This is a genomic window from Aureispira sp. CCB-E (assembly GCF_031326345.1).
Classification (GTDB): domain Bacteria; phylum Bacteroidota; class Bacteroidia; order Chitinophagales; family Saprospiraceae; genus Aureispira.
In genome coordinates this window covers 1,048,651-1,072,340 of sequence record NZ_CP133671.1, presented here as the reverse complement: position 1 = coordinate 1,072,340, position 23,690 = coordinate 1,048,651, and the positions used below count along the sequence as shown (strand labels likewise).

Annotated in this window: 14 protein-coding genes; 4 read left to right on the top strand and 10 right to left on the bottom strand. The window is 35.6% G+C overall.

The window, feature by feature from the left end:
• Positions 1-34: 34 nt before the first annotated feature.
• The 6 genes from QP953_RS04055 to gcvT form a co-directional block, all read right to left on the bottom strand.
• A complete protein-coding gene (locus tag QP953_RS04055) occupies positions 35-352 on the bottom strand; it encodes a hypothetical protein (protein WP_052594926.1) in 318 nt (105 codons plus the stop codon).
• Positions 353-494: 142 nt separating this feature from the next.
• Positions 495-1,241, bottom strand: a complete 747-nt coding sequence (gene truA / locus QP953_RS04050; protein WP_052594928.1) for a tRNA pseudouridine(38-40) synthase TruA — start codon at positions 1,239-1,241, stop codon at positions 495-497.
• A 34-nt stretch (positions 1,242-1,275) separates the two neighbouring features.
• The gene (locus QP953_RS04045; protein WP_052594930.1) at positions 1,276-1,485 is read right to left on the bottom strand and encodes a heavy-metal-associated domain-containing protein; all 210 of its coding nucleotides are present in this window, start codon (positions 1,483-1,485) and stop codon (positions 1,276-1,278) included.
• Positions 1,486-1,747: 262 nt separating this feature from the next.
• Entirely contained in the window at positions 1,748-2,191 is a 444-nt protein-coding gene (locus QP953_RS04040) for an Hsp20/alpha crystallin family protein (protein ID WP_052594932.1), read from the bottom strand.
• 329 nt (positions 2,192-2,520) lie between these two features.
• Positions 2,521-4,287, bottom strand: coding sequence for a hypothetical protein (locus QP953_RS04035; RefSeq protein WP_309554048.1), 1,767 nt, complete (start codon positions 4,285-4,287; stop codon positions 2,521-2,523).
• A gap of 259 nt (positions 4,288-4,546) precedes the next feature.
• Positions 4,547-5,638 carry a glycine cleavage system aminomethyltransferase GcvT gene (gene gcvT / locus QP953_RS04030; RefSeq protein WP_052594936.1) on the bottom strand — a complete coding sequence of 364 codons (1,092 nt, stop codon included), beginning with the start codon at positions 5,636-5,638 and terminating at the stop codon, positions 4,547-4,549.
• Positions 5,639-6,383: 745 nt separating this feature from the next.
• On the opposite strand from gcvT, the gene QP953_RS04025 reads away from it, so the two are divergent.
• From QP953_RS04025 to QP953_RS04015, 3 genes are all read left to right on the top strand, one after another.
• Positions 6,384-9,827, top strand: coding sequence for a S8 family serine peptidase (locus tag QP953_RS04025; protein WP_309554046.1), 3,444 nt, complete (start codon positions 6,384-6,386; stop codon positions 9,825-9,827).
• A 615-nt stretch (positions 9,828-10,442) separates the two neighbouring features.
• Entirely contained in the window at positions 10,443-13,940 is a 3,498-nt protein-coding gene (locus QP953_RS04020) for a S8 family serine peptidase (protein WP_309554045.1), read from the top strand.
• Positions 13,941-13,996: 56 nt separating this feature from the next.
• Complete coding sequence (locus QP953_RS04015; protein WP_309554043.1) at positions 13,997-17,032, top strand: CHAT domain-containing tetratricopeptide repeat protein; 3,036 nt, start codon at positions 13,997-13,999, stop codon at positions 17,030-17,032.
• 143 nt (positions 17,033-17,175) lie between these two features.
• Here QP953_RS04015 and QP953_RS04010 read toward each other — a convergent pair whose 3' ends face one another.
• The 4 genes from QP953_RS04010 to QP953_RS03995 form a co-directional block, all read right to left on the bottom strand.
• On the bottom strand, positions 17,176-17,424 hold the full coding sequence (locus QP953_RS04010; protein ID WP_052594943.1) for a hypothetical protein: 249 nt from the start codon (positions 17,422-17,424) through the stop codon (positions 17,176-17,178).
• A gap of 181 nt (positions 17,425-17,605) precedes the next feature.
• Positions 17,606-18,559 (bottom strand): DUF4382 domain-containing protein, encoded by a 954-nt coding sequence (locus tag QP953_RS04005; RefSeq protein ID WP_052594946.1) that lies wholly within the window; start codon positions 18,557-18,559, stop codon positions 17,606-17,608.
• A gap of 652 nt (positions 18,560-19,211) precedes the next feature.
• Positions 19,212-20,174 (bottom strand): D-2-hydroxyacid dehydrogenase, encoded by a 963-nt coding sequence (locus tag QP953_RS04000; protein ID WP_052594947.1) that lies wholly within the window; start codon positions 20,172-20,174, stop codon positions 19,212-19,214.
• Between the two features lie 106 nt (positions 20,175-20,280).
• Entirely contained in the window at positions 20,281-21,324 is a 1,044-nt protein-coding gene (locus tag QP953_RS03995; RefSeq protein WP_052594949.1) for a lipopolysaccharide assembly protein LapB, read from the bottom strand.
• Between the two features lie 694 nt (positions 21,325-22,018).
• On the opposite strand from QP953_RS03995, the gene QP953_RS03990 reads away from it, so the two are divergent.
• Positions 22,019-23,437, top strand: a complete 1,419-nt coding sequence (locus tag QP953_RS03990) for a hypothetical protein (RefSeq protein WP_052594951.1) — start codon at positions 22,019-22,021, stop codon at positions 23,435-23,437.
• Positions 23,438-23,690 lie beyond the last annotated feature (253 nt).

Sequence of the window (23,690 nt, the reverse complement as noted above, 5' to 3'; positions counted from 1 at the left end):
TTATAAATAGGTACAAAATGGTTGAAACTAGCTCCTATTCTTTTATCTTATCACTTCTTCGACCTCCAAACAAAAAGAAAGCCAATACACAACAAGCTAATAGTACCCAAAGACCACTATTATCTGTTTCTGTAGTATTCGTAGCCAACAACAAGGGAATGTAACTTGCAAACAAAAACAAATGCTTCCTTCCTGTTCCTTCTACAAAAAATCGATGATCAATATAACTCTCTATTTGACTATTTTCGATGGGAGCTTCTAGTCCTATGGCAATGCCTCTATTTCTATTTAGAACCATGCGTTCTGCCGAGTAACTAGCCGCAGCTTCTGGACAATTTTCTATTCTTAGCATAGTACATTTAATTTTAATAATCATTATACAACTATTCCTAGCATCCTAATAGCTCTTATATTGTTAGCAACTATTATTAGCTAAAGAAATCTGTACTATATACAACTTAGATTTTAAAATAATCGTTCAACTACACCTATTTTCAATCAATATAATCGTATTTGATATCCATTAAAAACAAACCTTCGGCAGGAGCAGAAAGGGCATTTTTGAGGGTCTTTTTTTCGTCCAAAGCTGACTTTACTACATCCAGAGACATATTTCCTTTTCCTACATTAAGGCACATTCCAACAATCAGACGAATCATTCCACGCAAAAAACGATTGGCAGTCACTCGATAGATCAACTGTTTTCCATCTTCTTCGATTCCCCATTCAGACTGGCGCAAATCACATAAATTCGTTTTATTATCGGTTTTACTTTTACAAAAAGTTGTAAAATCGTTATATGCTAAAAGCAGTTGAGCTGCAGCTTGCATTTTATCAACATCTAAGTGTTTTCCAAAACGGCAATAATAAGCCGTTTCTTGTCGAAATGGATTCTGCACTAAATCAAGCACATATTGATAACTTCGAGAAGTCGCATCAAATCGAGCATGAGCATCATTTGTCACCTCGATCAAACGGTAACACACAATATCTTTTCCCAATAAACTATTCAAGCGATAGACAAAATCCTTTTGCAGACCTTCGGGACCATCAAAATGTGCAAAATATTGAAGTGCATGTACTCCCGAATCCGTTCGACCACAACCCACGATTTTAGTGGGTTCCCTCAAAAGGATAGCCAATGCTTGTTCTATTTGAGATTGAATAGTAACTTGATCGGGCTGCTCTTGATAACCACAAAACCGAGTTCCATTATAAGCTAGTTCTAAAAAATATCGCATGCTATTATTATTATGATAGGGTTAATAGTTCAAATTATAGCAGTGCAATTTCAAATCCAGCATTATAAACCCTTGTTATAATTTCTTCCGCTGTAACCGTATTCGTTTCTACTGTCAATATTTTTTGTTCATTGCTTGTATCTACAGACCAATCGTGTACTCCTTCTATTTCATCTAAGACAGGTGTAATTTTTTGAACACAGTTGCTACAATTAATATTCGTTTTAAAATGTATTTTGTTCATTATTTTTATTTTTCAATAGTTTGCTAAAACCACATAGCAAGTTGTATGAGTTAACTACTAATTTTTGTTAGTGGTATTTTTGATAGGCTACAAAAATAAAAAAATCGAAGTTACTGAGCAGTAACTTCGACTAATTTAATAACCCTAAAACCTTTCCCGAACCACTGGGATAACCAAAACTTGTTGTATACCATATACAACCTTATAAACCCTTTATATATTTTATCGCACTTTTTTCTTGTATTTCTATCTAATTAGATGCTTACAATACTTGTACTTTTATTTTACTTTTCTCTTCCTCTGTTTTTTTAGGAATGGTTACCAATAACACTCCTGCCTCGTACTTTGCTGTAATGTTTTGATAATCGAATTTATCAGTTAAACAAAAGGTTCTTTTAAAAGTTGAGTAATTGAACTCTTTTCTTTTAATTTTTATTTCTTCTGACGCATTTTTGACAATAGCGTTGGCAGAAATAGTCAAGATATCCTCTTCGATATGCAAGTCAAAATCTTCTTTCGCAAGTCCAGGTGCTGCTACTTGCAACTCTAGATAATCAGGGTACTCTAGTGAATTAACGGGTGGAATTGTTTTGGTTGAATCTGTTCCAAAAATATCATTTACCTTGATGTTGTTGACAAAATCATCTACAGCTTTTCCTAATTCGTCAAAATTAAAACCAAATGAATTAAACTTGTAATTACTCATAACTTGTTGTTGTTGTTGTAAGATTATCAATAAATGGCTCCTTTCTAGTTGTTGAAGTAAGAATTGTTTGCTATTTATTGAAGAATATTAGGAGCTAGACTTGAAAACCGGTGCGTCAAATGAAAAACTTATTAAATCAAAATGCTAGTCCTAATATTCTAAAAAACTATTTCTATTAATGATTGTGTTGTTGCTCTACTTAGGTCAATCCTTGTACCAAAACTAAAAAGCTGCCATTAAGTCCATTTTCAAACAAAAATAAGTGACTTAATGGCAGCTTCGGATTACCTTTGGCTGCTTTATTGGCAAATGAGAACAAATTTAAGCCATTAATCAGGAAAATCGCCCCAAGGTTTGCCAGCAACACACTCATACCGAACTTTATTCCATTCATCATAAGCGTATTTATCCTTAAAATCGCCAAAACTAGCTTTTTCAATCAATCCCCATAAGGCTATATCAGCATTTGCAATTTGCTGCTCGTCTTGTCCTTCAAATATAAAAGAACCATATACCGTACGAGCTTTCCAATCGAAAATCGTAAAGTAATACTTTACACCATTTTTGCCCTCTATCTCTATCTGGTATTCAAAAGAAGTTTTGTACCCATCCCCCTTGCCTGTTGGACTTCCAAATAAAAATTGCAATTTTGCTCGAACTTCTGCAATGTGATTAAAACTATGAGACGACAATCCAAAATATGTTTTAATATCTTCGCCAATTAATTTTAATCCATCCAATCGTTTTTTCTGAATCGGTAATTTGCCTTTGGCTTTTCGAATAAAAAATTCATTCTGTTGGTATTCTTCAGCAAATTTGATTTTCCCATCAGGTTTTAGAAACTTTGGTATTGCAGCCAATCGTTTAGCTTCTAACTCTTTTGCTGCTATCCTTGCTTTTTCATCCTCTACATCTTTAACGGCTGCAACAGCTGCAACTTCTTCTTCATCAACTATAACTTGCATCCCTATATCTTCGAAAAATGCAACTATAGATTCGGGATATTCTCGTTCTTTAGCATGCGCCAAAGCATTTTTTCCTTCAAAAGTAACATTAAGATCAGCTCCTTGATCTATCAAAAATTGGAGGGGTTCTACCTTTATAAATTTCTCACGAATCAACTTAATCAACAAAGGCATGCCATCCGAGAAACAAGCATTAACATCTAATTCTTGTTGAAACAGCACATTTCTAAATTTGAATTGAGGATCGGCATATTTTAATACTTTAAACATTGTCGAAACCGAAATAGACATTCCTGCTTCTAACAAAAGAGCCAAACAAGCTGCATTCCCGCCTGCAATAGCAGCATCTAACAAGTTGGTATTCACTCTTGCTCCTGCTTGAATCAATAAAGCAACCGCCTCACTATTGCCCATTTTTAGCATACTCAGCAACAACTTAGACTGATCTACATTAGGGTCAAACCCCATTCCCAACAATAATTCTAATAATTTTAGATTTCCTGTTTTCTGTAATTCATAAAAAATATCGCTTTGCCCCTTCTTATTAGGCAAGGGATAACCTTTATCTATCAACAACTTAGCAACAAGAGGACGACCATGCTTTACAGCATAATACAACAAACTGCTAGTAACATATTGTTCATTAAAAGCATCTTTAAGCATTTCTTCGTCCAATAAATTTTCAAAAATATCTTGAAAACCATCCTCTATCGCCTTTACCAAATAATACTTTTTACTGTATTGGTTTTCTTTTAATTCTTGCAATAGTTTTTTACGCCTACTAGGCTTGATTTTAGGCTCAATCCACTGCGGCCAAGCAACTCGTTTTACAAGGTCGCTAGGATCTGAATGATAAGCAGTATGTTTTGTAGGGTCGTACAAATCGCAAGAAACAATGTCTTTACAATAAATACGAATTCTTCTAGAAGACAATTGGCGCGTTTTTTCAATAGCATATTCCAATTCCAAATCACCTAAAGGTTCAATAATAACAGCTGTCTTATTGGTTGAATAATCCCTACATTGCTCAAAACCTGTCACCCAATTATTATTTTTTAAATGAATAACAATTGGCTTTTGTGGAGCAACGCTTCTAAAAAGTGTTAACGTAGAAGAGTGATCTTTTTTCATAGTATTGTTTTTATAAAAAGCTTGATGCTTAGAATGGAGATAAATCCTTAACAAGGTGCATCAACTAATTTAGTTTTGCAAGCCAATTCTTTGATGTTATATAACTTTTCAGAACCTTTCAAAAATCACAACCACCTAACTAGCAACCTATTAACCAATAAAAAAATCAACTTTCACTCTTAAAAAATAAAAAAAAACACAGCTATAATCTTTAGATTTACAGCTGTGTCAAAATATATTCTTCTAAAAATAGATTTTTTTATTTTAGTTTGTGAAATGGCAAACCAACTATTTTGGCTTCCATCCTTTTGCCTCTAGCGTCAATAAAAATCGAACTTCCTTTCTTAGAATGCTCCTTGGCAACATAGCCCATTCCAATAGAAATATTAACAGAAGGTCCTTTGGTTCCAGATGTTACAACTCCAATCTCATTTCCATTGGCATCTAGAATAGGGTAAGCATGACGAGGAGGACGTTTTCCCAACACCTCAAAACCTACCAACTTACGTTGAACACCTGTAGCCTTTTGTTCAATCAAGAAATCCTTATCAACAAAGTCAACATCCTTTTTCAGTTTAGTTATCCACCCTAACCCTGCTTCTAAAGGCGATGTAGTATCATCTATGTCATTTCCATACAAACAATATCCCATCTCTAGGCGCAATGTATCTCGTGCTCCCAAACCAATTGGTTTGAGACCGTATTCTCCTCCAGCCTCCATAATTGCATCCCAAATTCGGGTAGCATCTTCATTGGCAACATAAATTTCAAAACCTCCAGAGCCCGTATATCCTGTCGCAGAAACAATCACGTTATCGACACCTGCAAAAGTTCCTCTAACAAAAGTATAGTACTTCATCCCTTCTAGGTCAATGTCTGTCAAAGATTGTAATGCTTTTATCGCATTAGGTCCTTGTACTGCCATCAATGAAGTAGCATCTGAGATGTTTTTCATATCAACAGCTGCAGTATTGTGAATTGTCAACCAATCCCAGTCTTTCTGAATGTTAGATGCGTTTACAACCAACATATATTCTTCCTCCCCAAGGTTATAGACCAATAAATCATCTACAATTCCTCCCTTGCCATTGGGAAAACAAGAGTATTGCGCATCGCCTTTTCCTAATTTAGAAGCATCATTAGATGTAACTCTTTGAATCAAGTCCAACGCACCTTCTCCTCTAATAATAAATTCTCCCATGTGAGAAACATCAAACATTCCAACTTGCTCTCGTACCGTATGATGTTCTTCAATTATTCCACTATAAGAAACAGGCATATCATAACCTGCAAATGGTACCATCTTAGCATCTAAGCTAATGTGTCTATCGTATAAGGCTGTTTTTTTCATTGCGAAACAGTATTTAGAAAATGAAGTAGTTAATTGAGTTATTTTTTATAGATGTCTTTTTAAGAGTCTTTCCTTGTCTATCAAAAAAATCTACCTTTTGATAACTTTTGTAGTATTACGAAACCGCTTTTTTGACGCACAATTGGAAGCATTAGTAGACGTAATTACGCCTCGTTTTGCTTAATTCATAATGCTAATTCTACTAATTAAGTAATCGTTCAAAAAATAAGTTCAGTTCAATAAAACACTTATTGCCGTGAAGTTAAATTTTGTTTTGGACAATTCGGCTAAATTTTTGCTATTAAATTTCTATTTAAACCAACTTCCAAAGCAACCTTTCTCATTCTGAATTGTCCTTTTAATAAAGGGACATTATTAAAAACAACCTTTTTATTAACTTTTCGCACAAACAAACCGCCACACACTAAAACAAACCCAATTGATAACCAAACCACTAAATCAAAATAAAAATAGTTTTAATCTAGAAAAAATGATTATCAAAATAATGTAGTAGTGCTTTTTTCATTTTTTTCAAAAACAAAAATTAGTACGCCACTCATTCACAATAAGCAATATTTATACATAAAACATCTATTGCAACAACATTTAATACGGATAGTTGGTTGAGTAAAAGTCTCTAAATTATTTATCCCCAAATAAAAGAAGTTTATAGATACTTCTTTTTTTAATTGTAAACACAATTCGAACCTTTCACCGCACAAAAGGTTATAAAAACCATTTACGTATGAAACTTCTCAAATGGCTTTTGCCTGTTGTACTGATTCTATTGTCCTCTGCAACTAGCTTTTCTCAAATTAATATTAATACCAATGACTCTATTGCGGTTATCGAGTTGCGAGATAACTTAGGTCTTAGTAGTGTTGCAGGTATAGCTTCCCCTAATGTATCCACTTGGATTCCAACTTATATAGATACCATATACGATCCAACAACTGTTTCTTATAAAGTAAAAAGCATTAATTTTGATGGTTTAGTGGCTGCTCCTGCTACAACAACAACGATTTTGCCCGATTCTATTATTACCGATATACAACTAAACTTTTTGGAGTCCTTATCCTTAAAAAATAATGGAATTGACGATATGGAAGGGAATTTATATGTTGGCTTAATCCCTCCTAGTCTTACCGAAATCAACCTTAATAACAATACAATCGCCAATACTACGGACTTCTTTGTCTTTCTACTCCAAGGATTGACCAATTTGGAAGTGCTCAATGTAAAAAACAGCTTGCTGTCCAATGCTTCTCCTCTGACCAATTATACGATACCTAACTCAGCGGTTTTAGAACATTTGGATATTAGTGACAACGACTTTACAGGAACACTTGACGTAACAGGGCTCGTTACCAATAGGTTTCCTGGATTGCTTTTTTTATATGCCAATGACAACGATTTTTCTACTTTAATAACTCCTACCACCTTTTCTTCAACGGTTATTTTAGAAAAACTAAGCGTCAACAACAATCTATTACAAGATTTCAAGCCTTTTGAAGATTTACTTAATAACGTGACAACTCTAAAGTGGCTCTATGCTCACAATGCTTTAGATACGGTCTCGATTCAAGATTCACTGGAATTTTCGATTACAACACCTCTTTTAAATCTCAAAATTTTAGACATTTCTTACAATCTTCTTAGAGGAGTTCTTCCTGCGGATATGGTGGAACGTATTCCTAATATAGAGGTATTGTATATTAATAACAACCAAATTAGAGGCAATTTGCCGCAACCTATAGGTACTATTCCTGCCCCAATAAACAACAGCGGCTATGAAGGTTTTGACAACTTGAAAGAGTTAGATATTAGCAACAATTTATTAAAAGGAGAGCTTCGCATAGATTGGTTATTTGGCAATCAATTGTTTAACTATACATCCAACTCAACAATGCCTATTGAGGCATTCTATGCCAATGGCAATAAATTTAATACTGTAAAACCTAGTTTAAACCATCCTTTAGCCAACACTATTTTGAACAATTCATTTGGTGGTCGCTTTGACAATTTAGAACAACTCGAAGTAGGAAATAATATTTTAGGTTTTAGCGATTTATTCAAAATCAAACGAATATTTAATTTAAAACAAATATCAGGAGTTTCTTTTAACCACTACATTCCTCAAGAAGGGATTGATTCAACCTCCTTCGTTTATGCTCCTCAAAAAGAGATAGGAATCGGAGGAATACGTCGTCGCACACCTGGTAGTAGTATTTTATTTACTGCTGGAGCAGGTATTATTGCACAAGAGCAGACTCAAACCAATTACATCACCAACCAATATACTTGGGAACGCATAGATACAGCTAATATTGTAGGGGGTAGTACTGGCAACCCTGTTGTTCAAACCTTAGGTTTGGCAGCCCAACAAGGTGGTACAATTAATCCCAATTTAACCTCTAATAATATTGTTGGAGATCCTTCTTTTGTTTTTGGCGTGGACACAACGGCTGTCAATATTCATCGCTTGGCAATTTTGCCTTTGGATTCTGCCACTCATAGTAATTGGTTGTATAGGGCACAAATCAACAATGATTCTTTCCCTAGCTTGACTTTGTATAGCAAACCCAAAAAAGTAGAGGTAGGCTTTTGTACCGATAGTTCTGGGGCAAATATTTTTTGCCAATCTATTATTGTACAATTTGATCCAGATAGTTTAGCACAGTTTTCGACACAGCAAGAACAAGATTCATTTAGGACAGCACTTCGTGAAAGTTTGGGAGTGGAATTGATTGAAGAATGTTTGTGTGGGAATATAGAGCTTTGGGCACTTTCTGACACTGCTAAGGCGATGTTAGAATCCAATGGAAAAGGAACCAAACGAGCCGCTTCTGCCGCTTCAGGAAAACCAGAGTTGTTAAGTGCAGACCCCAATTATCCTCTGCTAGAAAGTTCTTCTTCACCTAATTCCAACAATGCTAACTTACCTACTGGTGCGGGCAATTCAACCGCTAGCACCTTAGTAGCTATTATCGACTCAGGAGTGGATTATGACTACACTCCGCTCACTCCTTATTTATCGGAAGGTGCTTCTACGACTACAAGTTGTTTACCCAATGCTACCTTTGGTTATAATTTTGTTGATGACAACAATAACGCCACAGATGATCATGGGCACGGCACCTCTGTTGCAGGGATTGTAGCAGGTATTAGCCAACAAAATATCCTTCCTGATACTGGAAATCTAAAAACAGATATAGGTATCTTACCTTTAAAATATACGGATAAAAATGGCGCTGGCTCATTGTTCCATGCTGCTTGTGCCTTACGTTATGCAGCAGATTATGAACGTCCAACAACAACAGGAGGTACCGCAAAAGTGCGTGTGATCAATACAAGTTGGGGATATTATGGGGATCCCTGTATTGTTTTAGAAAACGTCATTGAATACGCTGCTGAAGAGTGCGATATTTTAATTGTCGCTTCTGCAGGAAATGATGCCACTCAGGTTCATGGTAGCAAAGAAAGACGCCACTGGCCCTCTAATTCTATTTTTGATCCCACGAATAGCATTGTTGCCGACAATATCTTATCTGTAGCAGGTGTAACCCCTAATGGTGCTGTTTTGAACCCTAATTCTAATTATAGCAACATTCATATTGATTTGGCAGCTCCTTGGAATGATGTAACCGCATTGGCGGGGAGCAACAATAGCTTCCATACGGTTGGAGGAACTTCATTTGCTGCCCCTCAAGTAACCCGAGCAGCTGCTTTATTATTTGACAAATATCCTGATGCTACTTATTTTGCTGTTAAGCATGCCTTGATGGAGGGGGTTGACATTTTACCTAGTGCCGATAGCGCAAAACTAGTTTCTGGTGGACGAATTAATTATGCAAAAGCAGATTCTATTCTCAATATTATTACCAACAGAGCAACTTGTACTCCTAACATAACTGTAAATGTTGACAAAATAACGGAACTAAGTCATTCCATCAAAATCTACCCTAATCCATTCTCCAACAACTTAACACTTGAATTTGATTATGAATTGAGTACGCACCCTATTGAACTCAAGTTATTCAATATTAGTGGTCAAGAAATTCACTATCAAAGACTAACGACAGGTACCACCAATACCAATGTTACTACAGAAAACTTAGCTGCTGGTATTTATTTTATGCAAGTCACTATTAATAACAAACAATACAGCCAAAAAATTATTAAATTTTAATTGTACTCAACAATAGTTAGCTGCGCTCACGAAGTACCACGTATAGCAGCGAACCGAGCTATGCGAGTTCACGACAGTAGGGAGTAACAAAGCTAACTAAAAGCGCAGCGCTCACGAAGTAAACTAATATAAATGTGATTTTTTATCTTTTTGGTAACTAAGCTTGCGATCTCATACACTACTTTTAATTAAACCGCAATACAATTAAATAGTAGTTCTACTGCACGACTACTACGTAGATTAAGCGGACTAATTCTTAAAATAGTGTATGAGGTAGTATAACAACCCTAAGCTTCACTTTTTGTCTTCTATAATGGCATTTTTCTAAGGCAAAATAGCGGACTCCTTTTAACTGCACACACATTTTTGACAATTTATTTAGACACCTATCAGGGTTTAATTAACTTTGTTGGTGGATTATTGCGTCTTGATAACAAATTTAGAATCAATACACAATAGAAAATCATGAGTATTACTCAGTTGTATTGGAGTAGACTAAAAATAAGCGGTTCCCCTCAATACTATTTCAAATTTCTATAGTAACCATGATTATTTTTTAACGGCTATTGTTGCAAATATTGTAATTATTTGTGCTTCGCCATTCGTTTAAAATTTATGATGTCTATCACAAAAAAAACACGTTCTTACCTTCTCAATTCATTACTAGTAGTAGTATTACTTGCACTTGGGAGAACCATAAGCTTGGCACAAGTTTGTCATCCCGATGATCGTGCAGCTCTAATTCGCCTACGAGATGCAACCAATGGTGGAGGTGGAGTTGGTTCGTGGAATATTGCCTCCAATTTACCCAATGGAATTACCAGTCGTTGGATTGGTTCTAATGTTTATGAATGGCATGGAATTGATACCATGCACGACGCAAGCTTTCCTACTTATTATCGAATTCGTACGATTAATTTAGATGGTAATAATTTTGTTGGTGCCAATCCCAATTACTTAGAGAATGACCTGCCTGACTCGCTCTTTGTTGGCGACGGATTGCAAAAAGTAGATTCTCTAATTCTAAGTAATAATAGTTTAACAGGAATTCAAGGATACTTAAAAGCACAAATTCCATTTTCAGCACACCAGTTGAAGTATTTAGCACTAAACAACAATAACTTCTCCCACAGCAATACCAATACATTTACTTATTTATTTAGCTTTTTTGGTAGCCTTTCTCGAGTTTATATGTCTGGTACAATGGGATCAGGTAGTGCAGCATTGAGCACATTTTCGTTGCCAACTTCTTTTACTTTAAATAAATTACATTTAGAGAATAACAATTTTACAGGCACCCTTGAACTGTTTACGATCACCAATAGTATATGGGAAGGCTTACAGTATTTTTATGTAGGTGACAACGATTTCACAGCCATAAACATCACGTCAAACACTGTTGGAAACCTCACGATTTTGAATATGAACAACAACAGTATCCAAAACTTTCAAGACATCTCCAACTGCTTAGAGTTTGTCAATAACCTAAACGAGCTTCATGCCATCGCAGCAATGGATACCAATACGGTTAACCCTTTTGCCTTGACCACAACAAGTTTTCCAAACAACTTAGAGGTAATCAACTTATCTCACAACAAACTATCAGGAACCTTGCCGCTCTCCCTTTTTGAGGAAATTCCGACACTCAAGCATCTTAATTTGGCAAATAACAATCTTATAGGCACCCTTCCGTTGCCAAGAGACAGCTTTTCTACTGGAGCATTCATGGGAATATACGCTTATCAAGGGCTTCCCGAGCTGCGTTTTTTGGATTTAAGCAGCAATGATTTGCAAAAATCACTCAACCTAGATTGGTTTTTCTTGAGTCAAATTGAGAATTATAGTGCCAATGGAGGTTATAATATTCCACTAGAAGTTTTTCGTGTACGAGACAACAATTTCTCAGAAATAAAACCCAAGCTTATTAGAGGGCATATTACACAAATATTAAACTACCCGAACCGTTTTCGCAACTTTATTGACATTGATGTTGCTCAAAACAGATTCGACTTTAAAGATTTGTTTCGTTTGAAGCGTTTCTTTAGGTTCAAACAAACAACCATTGCCTCGCAAGATCATTATGCTCCTCAATCAGGTACAGCACCTATCAACTTTAGATATTCTAACCAAGATTCCATCGGTATTGGTGGGGTAAAAAGGAGAAATCAAGGTGATAGTGTTATTATAGAAGCAGGACGCAATGTGATAGAGTCCGAACAAGCAAAGGTACACGTTCTTAGAAATAAATACACTTGGGAACGAATCAACCCAGCCATAGGCATTCCTCTACATATTGGTACGGTCAACCCCAATGGTACGTTCACCGCAGGTTTGGGGGCACATAATTCTTATGCAGGTGCTTTAGGCTTGCTCAACGATTCTACCCACAGCCACAAACTAGCTATTTATAATTTGGATAACACCGATACCGTACACCACAACCGCTTATTTACAGCTTGCGTTAGCAACGACTCCTTCCCTTTGTTAAACCTTTGTATGAAAAAGAAAAAGATAGAGGTAGGTCCTTGTACAGATTCTACGGGGAGACCAATTCAATGTCAAACAATGGTGGTACAATTTCACCCTGACACCTTAGCGCAATACAGTCCTGAGCAGCAAGATTCTATCAAAGAAGAAAGCAGAAATTCTATTGGTGCTAAGCCTGTTGCTTCTTGTGTTTGTGGTAATTTGGAACTCTGGGAAATATCAGATACTGCCTCTACAATGACCGAGGCAAACGGAAAAGGCACCAAACGTTCTGCTTCTGCGGCAAGTGGCAAACCTGAGTTGTTGAGCGCAGAACCCAACTATTCGTTAATGGCAGCTAACAGTGGTCCCTTGCCCGATACGGTAGACTTACCTAGTGGTTCAGGAAATACAACTTCCAAAACATTGGTTGCTATTATTGATTCTGGATTAGATTATGAATATAGTAGTTTGGTACCTTATGTGTCAGAAGGCGCTTCTCAAAATAGTAGTTGTATGCAAGATGCGGTCTGGGGGTACAATTTCTTAGATTCTACCAATAATGCTAGTGATGATCATGGTCATGGTACCGCCATTGCAGGAGTTGTCACAGGGTTAAGTCAACAAAATCAACTACCCGATACAGGTAGCATTGCAGGTAGCATAGGTATTTTACCACTAAAATATACTGACAAAAATGGCGAAGGAACGGTTTTTCATGCCGCTTGTGCTATGTATTATGCTGCGGATTACGAACGAACAACCTCTAATGGAGAAACGGCTCGCGTTAAAGTCATTAATAACAGCTGGGGCTATTATGGAGAGCCTTCTAATATTTTAGAATATACGATTGACTATGTTGGTAATGATTGTGATATCTTAGTCGTTACGTCGGCTGGAAATGATAATACTCAAGTAAGTGGAGCCGATTCATTAATGCACTGGCCTTCCAACTCTATTCATGACCCATTAGATACCATTCATACTGATAATATCTTATCTGTTGCCGCTGTTAACTATGCTAATAGCAACACCTTAGCTTCTTATTCTAATTATGATAATACATTTATTGATTTGGCTGCCCAAGCAACCGACAACACGACCCAAGCAGGAAGTGTGAATGGGTATGTTAGTGTTTCTGGAACTTCTTTTGCAACGGCACAAGTCTCTAGGGCTGCTGCTTTATTGTTCGACAAATATCCTGATGCTACTTATTTTGCCGTTAAATATGCCTTGCTAAACGGGGTAGATGTGTTGCAAAGCAACGATAGCTTAAAATTGGTATCTGGAGGACGACTAAATTATCAAAAAGCAGATTCTATTTTGAGTAACATGCCAGATCGAACAATTTGCGAAGAATATACAACTCCCAACTCTATTACTAAAATTATAGATGCTAATGCTGCTTTTTCTATTTATCCGAATCCTACAAATCATACATTAACCGTAGAGTTTGATCAATTTATCGATGCTACGACGATTGAAATCCGTTTATTCAATGCTCATGGTCAAACAATTACGACAAAAACGATCGTAGGGGGAAGCTATAGCACTCAATTGCCAATGCAGACGTTAGCTGCTGGAATTTATTTTATACAACTACACGTTGACGGTAAACAATTTAGCCAGAAAGTCATCAAAGAATAGATTGTTCATCGAAACATTGTAGACCATTTCCCAACAAGTGTTAATTTAATTTCATTATGAAGAATTTATTATATCTCTTGCCTTTCCTAATCCTTCCTTTGTTCTCTTTTGGACAGGATGCTAGTGCTTTAGTTCAACAAGCCAACGAAGCTGTAGATGCAGAACGTTTTGAACAAGCTAATACGCTTTTTTCAGATGCTGCAAAACGCTATGCTACAGATGGAAATTGGGATGCATATTTTGATTGCGGTGTTAATATTATTTCTAATTGGATACAATTAGGCAGCTATGAAGAGGGCTTAAGTTCAGCCAATGACTATATTAGCAAGGCAGAATCGGTTAACTATGAAGGTTTATCACTGTCTTTGATCTATAAGAATATTGGTAGAATCTACTATGCTCAAGATGATTACAAAGCTGCATTGCCTGCATTAGAACAAGCTCTACTAATTAGAGAAAAAATCAATGCAGAAGATCCTAATTTGGCTCGTGACTATGGCAACTTAGGTATTGTCGGACGTTTATCCAATCGGAATAGTAGAGCCACTGAATTTTTAGAAAAGGCTATCGCCTTGCAAGACAATGATAATGTATTGGCTCGCTTATATACTGAAATGGGAATCAATTACAAGAATATTGGTAATTTTCGCAAAAGCCTAGATTATCAAAACCAAGCCCTTCGACTCTTGGAGTCAGATACATCAAAAGACTACTTTGCCATTGGACTGGCTTATCTTGAAAAAGGTGTTACATTGACGGAATTAAAACAAGAAGGGGAAGATATTATTGCCCTCCAACAAGCATTGGCTTTATTCAAAGGAGCTGCCTTTGATTATACTAACCAAGTTAATTGTTACCGAAACATTGCCTATTCCTACTTGCGATCTGGGCAAGGAAAAACCTATGATGCTGCTTACTTAGATTCTGCTCAATTTTATTATGAGAAAGCATTAAAAATTGCAACCTCTGAATTGCCAGAAAAGAATGCTTATAGTACTCAAATCTTATTTGATTTAAGCTCTGTACTGGTTGCTAAGAAACAATTTACAGAGGCAGAAGCAGCCCTAAACCAAGGCACTAAAATGAGCATCCATGCATTTGATTCTAAAAGCCTTGAAAACTTTAAGGCTCTAGCCAGCACAGCATCCTTTTATCGTTCTAAAAGAGACTTTGAAACGGCTCTTAATTTTCACCAGAAACAATTGATTAGTATCATTCAAGATTATGACAATACAGATTACTGGCACTTGCCCAATTTAGAACAAAGCAAAAGTAGTTTGAGTTATGATGCCATAACAGATGTTTTGGCTGCCAAGGCACGTACTTGGTTTTTATATTATAAATATGGTCATGGCGACTCCAAAAAACTAGATGCGGCGCTAAAAACAATCCGCCTGTTTGATGAAATGGTCAATCACATTCGCGCTGATTTCTCTACTAGTGGCTCTAATATAGCTTGGTCGGACTTAACCTTGGATGCGTACGAAAATGGTATTGAGATTTGTCTAGCACTTTTCAAGGAGAAAGGAGACCCTATGCACAAAGAGTTGGCGCTGTATTACTCTGAGAAAAGCAAAGGCTTGACTTTATTAGAATCTTTTCAAAATACGAAAGCCAAAGAAGTCGCAGGACTCCCCGAAGCTGATTTGATAAAGGAGCGAGAACTTAAATTGGATATTGCTGATTTGCAACAAGAAGTCTTTTTGCTAACACAACAGAACAATCCTAAATTAGCAGACCAAATAGCAGCATTAAAAAAGCGTATTTTCCTAAAAAAAGAAATTTATCAAGATTTCTTAAAAGAGTTAGAACGCAATCACCCACAGTATTATAATACCAAATACAAACTTGAAATTCTTAATTTGACCCAAATGCGTGAATTATTAAAAGAAGACCAAGGTTTTGTAGAGTATTTTGTCGGAGATTCAAGTCTTTTTGCCTTTAAAATTACCAAAACAGAATTTGAAGTTTTCACCTTAGATGTTCAAGAAAATATGCTCCATCAAGTTGGCGATTTTAGAAAAAGCATTTATGGGTACTTTTTGTCTAGCAAGGATCGTAGCGAACAGATGAAATCTAAATATGCCAATCTATATGCCGATCAAGCATACCAACTATATCAAAACTTAGTTGCGCCTCTAGGCACATTGCCACATCGCTTGATAATTATTCCTGCAGGGCCAATGTGCGACATGCCATTCGAGCCTCTCTTGACTCAAAAAGTTGACGAACCTGAAAACTATCAAGCGCATCCTTATTTGTTGCACGACCATTTGATTAGCTACTGTTATTCGGCTACGCTTCTCAAAGAAATGATGCACAAACAGCATCTACCAACAGACTATACCTATGTTGGTTTTGCTCCTTCTTTTGGAGAAAGTGCGGTTAGTATTATTCGAGGTAAACGTTTTGCTTTATCTCCGTTGGCTTATAACAAGCCTGAAATAGAAAACATCAACCACCTATTGGGAACAGGAACTATTTTCAAAGATCAAGATGCTACCGAAAATCAATTTAAAGCAATTGCTTCGGATTATAAAATTATTCATTTTGCCACACATGGTATGGCCAATAGTAATGATCCTGATTATTCTTTATTGGCATTTACAGAGGTAGAAGATGAGGAAGAAAACGAGTTTTTATATGTAAGTGACTTGTACAATTTAGAGCTCAATGCAGAAATGGTTGTTTTAAGTGCCTGCGAAACTGCCTTGGGAAAAAATTTTAGAGGAGAAGGGATTATGAGTTTGGCTAGAGGTTTTTCGTATGCAGGTACCAAAAGTATTTTTACAACATTATGGAGTGTTAACGATCAATCTACTTATAACATTATTAAAAGTTATTATACCTACCTACAACAAGGAAAAGATAAAGACGAAGCATTGCGTCTTTCTAAAATTGATTATATTCAAAAAGCATCGCATTTTACAGCACACCCCTTCTTGTGGAGTCCGTACATTCTCATTGGAGACACGGACGAGGTTCCTGCACTTCAAAAACAGAATGCTTGGATGTGGATTGGTGGTGGTATCGTTGTACTCCTACTATTAGGAGGACTCCTTTTTTCATTTCTACGCAAAGAAAAGCAATAATTCTATCTCTCCCATAAAATTAAAAATCCTATTGAGTTTAAAACTCAATAGGATTTTTTTTATAGTCAAAGACAAAAGCAATCGATTTTTATTCATTCGAAAACCTTTGAATATTTACTTGATTTCTAGCGATACTTTCAGAATTACTTAATTCTACAAGTATACCCTTCTGCTTCATAAGCATTTTTGTACTCTGCATTGGTAGAACCACTACTTACTGGTATTAAATTACAAACTCCTCCGCCTTCTGGTGTAGCTGTTTCGTCACAAATTTCCACATCACATTTAGAAGGATGTGTACATTCATAACAGAATACATTTTCTGTTTTTGTACAAGAAGACATTCCGATTGCAAACGAAGCACATAGTGCTAAACCTAATAACTTTTTCATTTTTGGTGTATTTTTTTTGTATTGATTAAATTAGATAGTTCTTTTTTTGAGTAACTGGGCATATATCTGTTAATTGTGATTTATGAGTACTAATAAATTAGAGAACTATACTATTTTCTTTATAAAGCACTTGCTGCTATTGAGCAGCAAGTTAATTATTTCTTTTCTGATGATTTTATGCTTACAGAATTAATGCAGTAAAATCAAAGTTTAAACTGGCTTGTGCCTGTGCATTAACAGTTACAGCTCCTAACACAGTTCCGCTTAACAAACCGCCTATTTCGAGTGTTCCTTTAAAAACAGCTTTGTTCTGTGCATCGTACTCATAAGAAGCAAATACGACATCATACTCCCCATCTTTTAAGTAAGATAATTGGAAATCACCATTGGCATCGACAACAGAACTACTGACTGCATTTTTAAATCGAATATTGCTAGTTCCCTGTGGGTTTTTCTCAGAACTACTGTACGATCCCTTAGTATATATGTAGGCAACTACTTTATCATTGTTAGAACCTGAATTATTGGTTGTTGATCCTTTTACAGTTCCTGTTTCATGTTTAACAACCGTTCTAACAGAAGAAGACAATTCAGCAGAACTTACAAAATCATAATCGTTGTTGTTAGCACCATTCTTAATTGCTTTACGCAGATCAAAGTCTAATACAACCTCTACAGAAGAACGTGTTTCTGTCGCCAAATCAATAGCGCCCTGAGAAGTTACCTCAATTGTCCCTGTAGCTGAACCTGCTAAAGACTCTTTGGTTCCATTGGCGCGCTCAATATAGCAGCCCATTGCATTTCCTTGAGCATCAGTATCTAAATCTAATACTAAGGTAATATTACTGTATGCCTTGGCATCTAAATCAGCTGTTCCCAAAGCATCTACAGAACCATTTTGCAATGCTTTTACATTGATTGTTTTTTTGCCTGAAAAACCACTAAAAGTTTGACCATCAACTTTCACTTCTGCGACAGTTATAAATACAGCATCTACATCTGCATCATCAATAGGAGCGTCTGTTAATTGTATAGATACTTCTTTTTGTTCTTCTTGCGTGTCACTATCTTGAGTACATTGTACAAATGCAAAACTACACACTGCAAACATTAACAAATACTTCATTTTTAGCATAACTATTCTTTTTTTTTATTTGGAAATACTCCTTAAACTTTAAGTTGGGGTATAGAAGATGCATCTTAATAACAAGTAGTTATTAGTATAGAAGCTTAAAAAATATTTCTCTGAATTTGTTTCTGGTAAGATCTTAGGAATCTTGAATCATTTATTTTTTGATCTGTATTTTATGTGAAATAATTTTTGAATTATATAAACAGAAATCAATAAATGTAAGTAATTAAGCAGAAAAAATATAGACTTATTTTTATATAATTCTTTCTGAACGATTACTTATTTAAATGTAATAACTAACTATTGTTATTGTGTTCATCACTGTAATTAAAACAGCTTAAGTTTAAAATTGTTTAAAAAAAATAGATTTTTTCTATTTTAATTAGAGTCTATATGCACCTCTACCCCATTGTTCTTTTTTATGATCAAAGTTTATCTTTTGTGAACACTTCCTCCTTTTTTATTAATGCACCTCATTCCCAACAAAACATACTAAACTAATTATCAAACAATAATAAAATAAGCCATCCCAAAAAAAATTGAGATGGCTTATCTAAAAAATAATAGTTCCTTGATTATCTTTTGGATTACTACCATGCACAAGTCTATTTGGCAAACGTAGTTGAAAAAAAGATAAAAACTCTATCTATAATGTTTAATTATCTTCTCCAAAAAAATCGATAAAAGTATCGGCCAACTCCAAACCAATATTGCGTTGTGCTTCTAAAGTTGAAGCGCCAATATGAGGCGATACAGAAATCTTAGGATGATTCAAAAGCTCAGGATTAGGAGTAGGTTCATTGACAAAAACATCCAAAGCAGCTCCTGCTACTTTTCCATTGTTAAGTGCCTCCAACAATGCTTCCTCATCAATTGTACCTCCTCTAGAGGTATTGACTAGAAATACGCCATCTTTTAGCTTCTGAAACTCTTCTGTTCCTATCACAGGTTTATCGCTACTCGGAACGTGAATGGTAATATAATCACTATCCGATAAAACTCTAGACAATGGCACTGTAGTTAAGCGAACTGAAAAAGCAACGTCTGCTGCACCTGGCGTACTTAAATCTATATTGACAGTATTATCATACAAATCAGAAGCCAAAACACGCATACCTAAGCCCAATGCCAAACGAGCAACCTCTTGACCGATACGACCAAAACCAATAATTCCTACTGTTTTGCCTCTAAGTTGCACACCACCTGCATACTGCTTCTTCAAAGCTTTAAACTCTGTAGCTCCTTTGGTCGCCATATCTCTATTGGCACGATGCAAAAAACGAGACAAAGTAAAAAAGTGCCCTATTACCAGCTCAGCCACAGCTTGTGACGATGCCTTTGGTGTATTAATGACCTTGATACCTTTAGAACGAGCATACTCGACATCAATATTATCCATTCCAACACCACCTCTAGCGATAACTTTTAGATTAGGACATTGATCAATCAACTCTTTGCGAACTTTTGTTGCAGAGCGAACAATAATAGCATCATAGTTCGGTAATTTTTCAGATAATTCTTCTTGAGGAATCTTAGTATCATCAACATGATATTGTGCTTCTTCCATAAGCAGTTTACCATCTGGGTGAATACCATCATTAACTAAAATCTTGATCATAATTTTTTTATTATTAGGTTGTTTGAATGTGTTGATTAGATTCTTTCTTAAAGGTAAGAGTACTTTGTGGATTTTTTAGTTTTCTTGCTAGGAAAGAATGAAGCAATCAAAATTTACCTAGTCGTTTTAGAGCATCCTCTGCCCGATTGAAACGATTGTTATTATTCACTGCATTCTTATAAGCAGTTACTGCTTCATCTATCTTGCCCAAATTTTCCAAAGCGAGTCCTTCAAAATAATAGGCATCACCAAACGTAGGATCATATTGGGTTGCGACATCAAAGAAGTGTGCTGCCTGTTCATAATCTTTTTCCTCCATAAAAAACAAACCATAATCATAGCTACCATTTGCCTCTTGCGGGTGATGATAAATTAAGCGCTCGTAAGCTTCCTTGGTTTTTTCCAAATAGCCGTTGTCTTTTGTATAGTTTTGGTGATAAAACGCTGCTTTTCCTTTGAGAGCCTCGTAAGCAGTCGAGTCAATTCTTAGCGCATTATCATAATATTGTATGGCAATTTTTTCTTTCTTATCTGAGAAAATATCTGCCAATTGCATGTAAGCATCAATATGATCTGCATCCTGCTCTACTGCTGTCTGAAAATTACCAATTGCATTCAAGGTATCTCCCATATACTTAAGAATTTGTCCACGCATGAATAAACCCTCTACGTTTAATGGAGATAGTTTTAATACTTTTTCAGCCGAAATCAAAGCTTCATCATAGTGTTTTATCAGCAAATTCATTTCAGAATGCACCAACAAGAGCATCAGTGTATCTGGGTGAATCTCTAAGGCATGCTCTAATATTTTGATCGCTGGCTTAGATTTATTATTCTCCAAATAAGCCCACGCCAACAACCGAGCTGCTTTCCAGTTTGTTTTGTCGTTCTCATAAATCAAGCGAGCTTCTGCTTCTGCCTCCTTCAACATTCCTTCGGCAGTATACGCTTCGTACCGAGCCACCCGCAACGTCATATTTTCTGGATCCGCTTTAATATCTCTAGTCAAGGCATCGATAGTTGGTATTCCAGTCAATTTACCATGTTCTGGTTCTAAATCGTTTGGTCTATCTGTGCTTTCTCCACAACCATAAATAGATATCCAACAAATAAATAAACTAACAATAATAATTATTTTTTTTGTCATCATAAAGTATTCAATTTTGTTCTAACACTTCTCATTTTTACAACTATCCAAATTAGGGGTTTTACTTGCTTTTAGTACTTGTTCTGTCCCAAAAGAGTAAGTATTCATTCAAATAAGTTTGCTTTAATAAGTTTTTTTTCTTAGATTTATTATCGCCCTACAGCGTTTTGTTGGTAAATTTTGAAACAAATGTACGAATTTCATAGTACCTATATATAATAATGGTTTATGGATTTTTTGATTTTTACAGTCAAGTGTACAAAATACAACCTTAGATAATCACTTCCCTTCTTCTAATGTTGGTTCACTAATCTAAACAGCTTGTAAAAAGGGCAAGTTTATTATTACTCATATCGTTGTTTTAATACTCCGTTGATTTTTTAGTTTTTCTATGCCCCTGAACCGAACAAAGCAAGCTCACAAAGCATAGCAAGTAACAAAGGTTTACCAAGGAAAAACATAAAAAAGCATCTTACATTAGTTTGATTATCAGATCTCAAGACCAAAATCAGCAAAAAATCTTGTTAATAATCAAACTAATACGATTTTCAATAGAGTAATGTGTTTTCTACACGACATCTTTTCATCAAACTTTCTAATCTTTTAATTTGTTTAAAAGAAAGCCCCCTTGTCTCCAATAGAGTTTGATGGCATGATGGAACTTCGATGAGCTTGACTTCACTAAAATATGTAGCTTATGAAAAAATATCTTATCTTTTTTTTAATTATCGGTAGCCTCCTCTTAGACTACAACTTGCTTTTAGCTCAAAAAGTACAAATATCAGAACCCGTAGATGTTGCCAACGAAGTTGATTACGAACTAATAGGTCGTTATGAAGATCACTTTTTGCTATATCGCAAATCAGAAACCAAATTTTATATTCAAAGTTTTGCCACCAGTGATTTAAAACAAAACTGGGTCAAAACCATCGAGTTTAGTAAAAGAGATATTACGCCTTTTAAAATTGTACCTCACAAAGAAAGTTTTTCTATTCTATACTACTTTCATAAAAGAGGTAAAACCTATATTGGTGGAAAAGAGTTTAATAACGAAGCACAAGAAATAGGAGATTTTAATATTGGCTATTTGAACAGTCCTTTGATACTGCACCGCAATCAAATTGTTCATTCTCAAAACAAGCAGTTTTTCTTGTTGTATGTACCAGGTTACAATGGCAATGTTGAAGTGATTAATTTTGACATTTTTGATAAAAAGATGGTTTGGCAGAAAAATTTCAAATTCTTAGAACTAAGCAAACAAAGAGAATTTGAACAAGTATTGGTCAACAATATGGGAGAGTCCTTTATCATCTTTAATGAAAACAATACCAAACGTCAACGCCAAAATCATCAGTTTGCAATTCTAAAAGTAACTCCCAATAGATCGGAGTCTAGTTATACCGTTCCTTTTAACAACTATATTTCGCATGATATGAACATCCAATACGATGAAATCAATCAGCAACTGGTAGCTTCTGGACTATATACCGATCACAAAAATTCCATTAATGGCATTTTTTACTTCAACACTGACTTAGCGCAGATCCCAACCATTCAAACTTCTGAATTGGAAGAAACTTTTATGCGCAGCCTAACGGGCAAAAAATCTAAAAAAATAAATGGCATTCAAAACTTTACCATTTGCCAATTGGTCTTGCGCAAAGATGGCGGTGCTCTATTGGTAGCAGAACAACGTTTTGCTTACGAATCTTCCATTGCATTTTATGAAGAAGAAAGAAGAAAAGCACATGCTGATTATCTTTATGAGAATATTCTAGTAGCCTCTATACATCCATCAGGAAAAGTGTATTGGAAAGATGTTCTGTTCAAAAGTCAGAGTTCTGAAAATGACAATGCTCGCTACTCTTCTTTTTTTGCGGTAAAAACCAACTCAAGTATTCGTTTTGTATACAACAATGATATTTCTTGGGATACCAGTATTTTTGAATATGTTATCAACAGCAGTGGCAATGTACAAAGAAATGTCATTGCACATCAAATTAGAAAAAGTGGTGTGTTACCCCAACTAACCAGCAGTATCCAAGTTTCAGCATCAGAGGTCATTGCTCTATCTGAAAGAGATCGCAAATTGCGTTTGCTAAAAATTAATTACTAAAATTAAATAGCAATAGTTCGTTAAAACCACGCAGTAGCAGCGAACCGAGCTATGCGAGTTCACGACAGTAGGTAGCTACCACGAAGTAGCACCGTAGGTAATCAACGAACTACTAAAATAGAGTACAAAGCAAAATAGTTTTGATAATTTGAATACTTGATAGGCACTGTCTACTAGAAATCAGTGGTATCAAATATTCAAATTATCAAATAAATTAAACCTCTTTTTTATAACTTCTCCCTAAGGCATTGTA

Bases quoted from the DNA above. Each gene is read 5' to 3' on its own strand.
- QP953_RS04020 (WP_309554045.1), top strand. From the start codon at position 10,443: ATGATGTCTATCACAAAAAAAACACGTTCTTACCTTCTCAATTCATTA.
- QP953_RS04025 (WP_309554046.1), top strand. From the start codon at position 6,384: ATGAAACTTCTCAAATGGCTTTTGCCTGTTGTACTGATTCTATTGTCC.
- QP953_RS04040 (WP_052594932.1), bottom strand. From the start codon at position 2,191: ATGAGTAATTACAAGTTTAATTCATTTGGTTTTAATTTTGACGAATTA.
- QP953_RS04055 (WP_052594926.1), bottom strand. From the start codon at position 352: ATGCTAAGAATAGAAAATTGTCCAGAAGCTGCGGCTAGTTACTCGGCA.
- QP953_RS04010 (WP_052594943.1), bottom strand. From the start codon at position 17,424: ATGAAAAAGTTATTAGGTTTAGCACTATGTGCTTCGTTTGCAATCGGA.
- gcvT (WP_052594936.1), bottom strand. From the start codon at position 5,638: ATGAAAAAAACAGCCTTATACGATAGACACATTAGCTTAGATGCTAAG.
- QP953_RS03990 (WP_052594951.1), top strand. From the start codon at position 22,019: ATGAAAAAATATCTTATCTTTTTTTTAATTATCGGTAGCCTCCTCTTA.
- QP953_RS04045 (WP_052594930.1), bottom strand. From the start codon at position 1,485: ATGAACAAAATACATTTTAAAACGAATATTAATTGTAGCAACTGTGTT.
- QP953_RS03995 (WP_052594949.1), bottom strand. From the start codon at position 21,324: ATGATGACAAAAAAAATAATTATTATTGTTAGTTTATTTATTTGTTGG.
- QP953_RS04035 (WP_309554048.1), bottom strand. From the start codon at position 4,287: ATGAAAAAAGATCACTCTTCTACGTTAACACTTTTTAGAAGCGTTGCT.
- truA (WP_052594928.1), bottom strand. From the start codon at position 1,241: ATGCGATATTTTTTAGAACTAGCTTATAATGGAACTCGGTTTTGTGGT.
- QP953_RS04015 (WP_309554043.1), top strand. From the start codon at position 13,997: ATGAAGAATTTATTATATCTCTTGCCTTTCCTAATCCTTCCTTTGTTC.
- QP953_RS04000 (WP_052594947.1), bottom strand. From the start codon at position 20,174: ATGATCAAGATTTTAGTTAATGATGGTATTCACCCAGATGGTAAACTG.
- QP953_RS04005 (WP_052594946.1), bottom strand. From the start codon at position 18,559: ATGCTAAAAATGAAGTATTTGTTAATGTTTGCAGTGTGTAGTTTTGCA.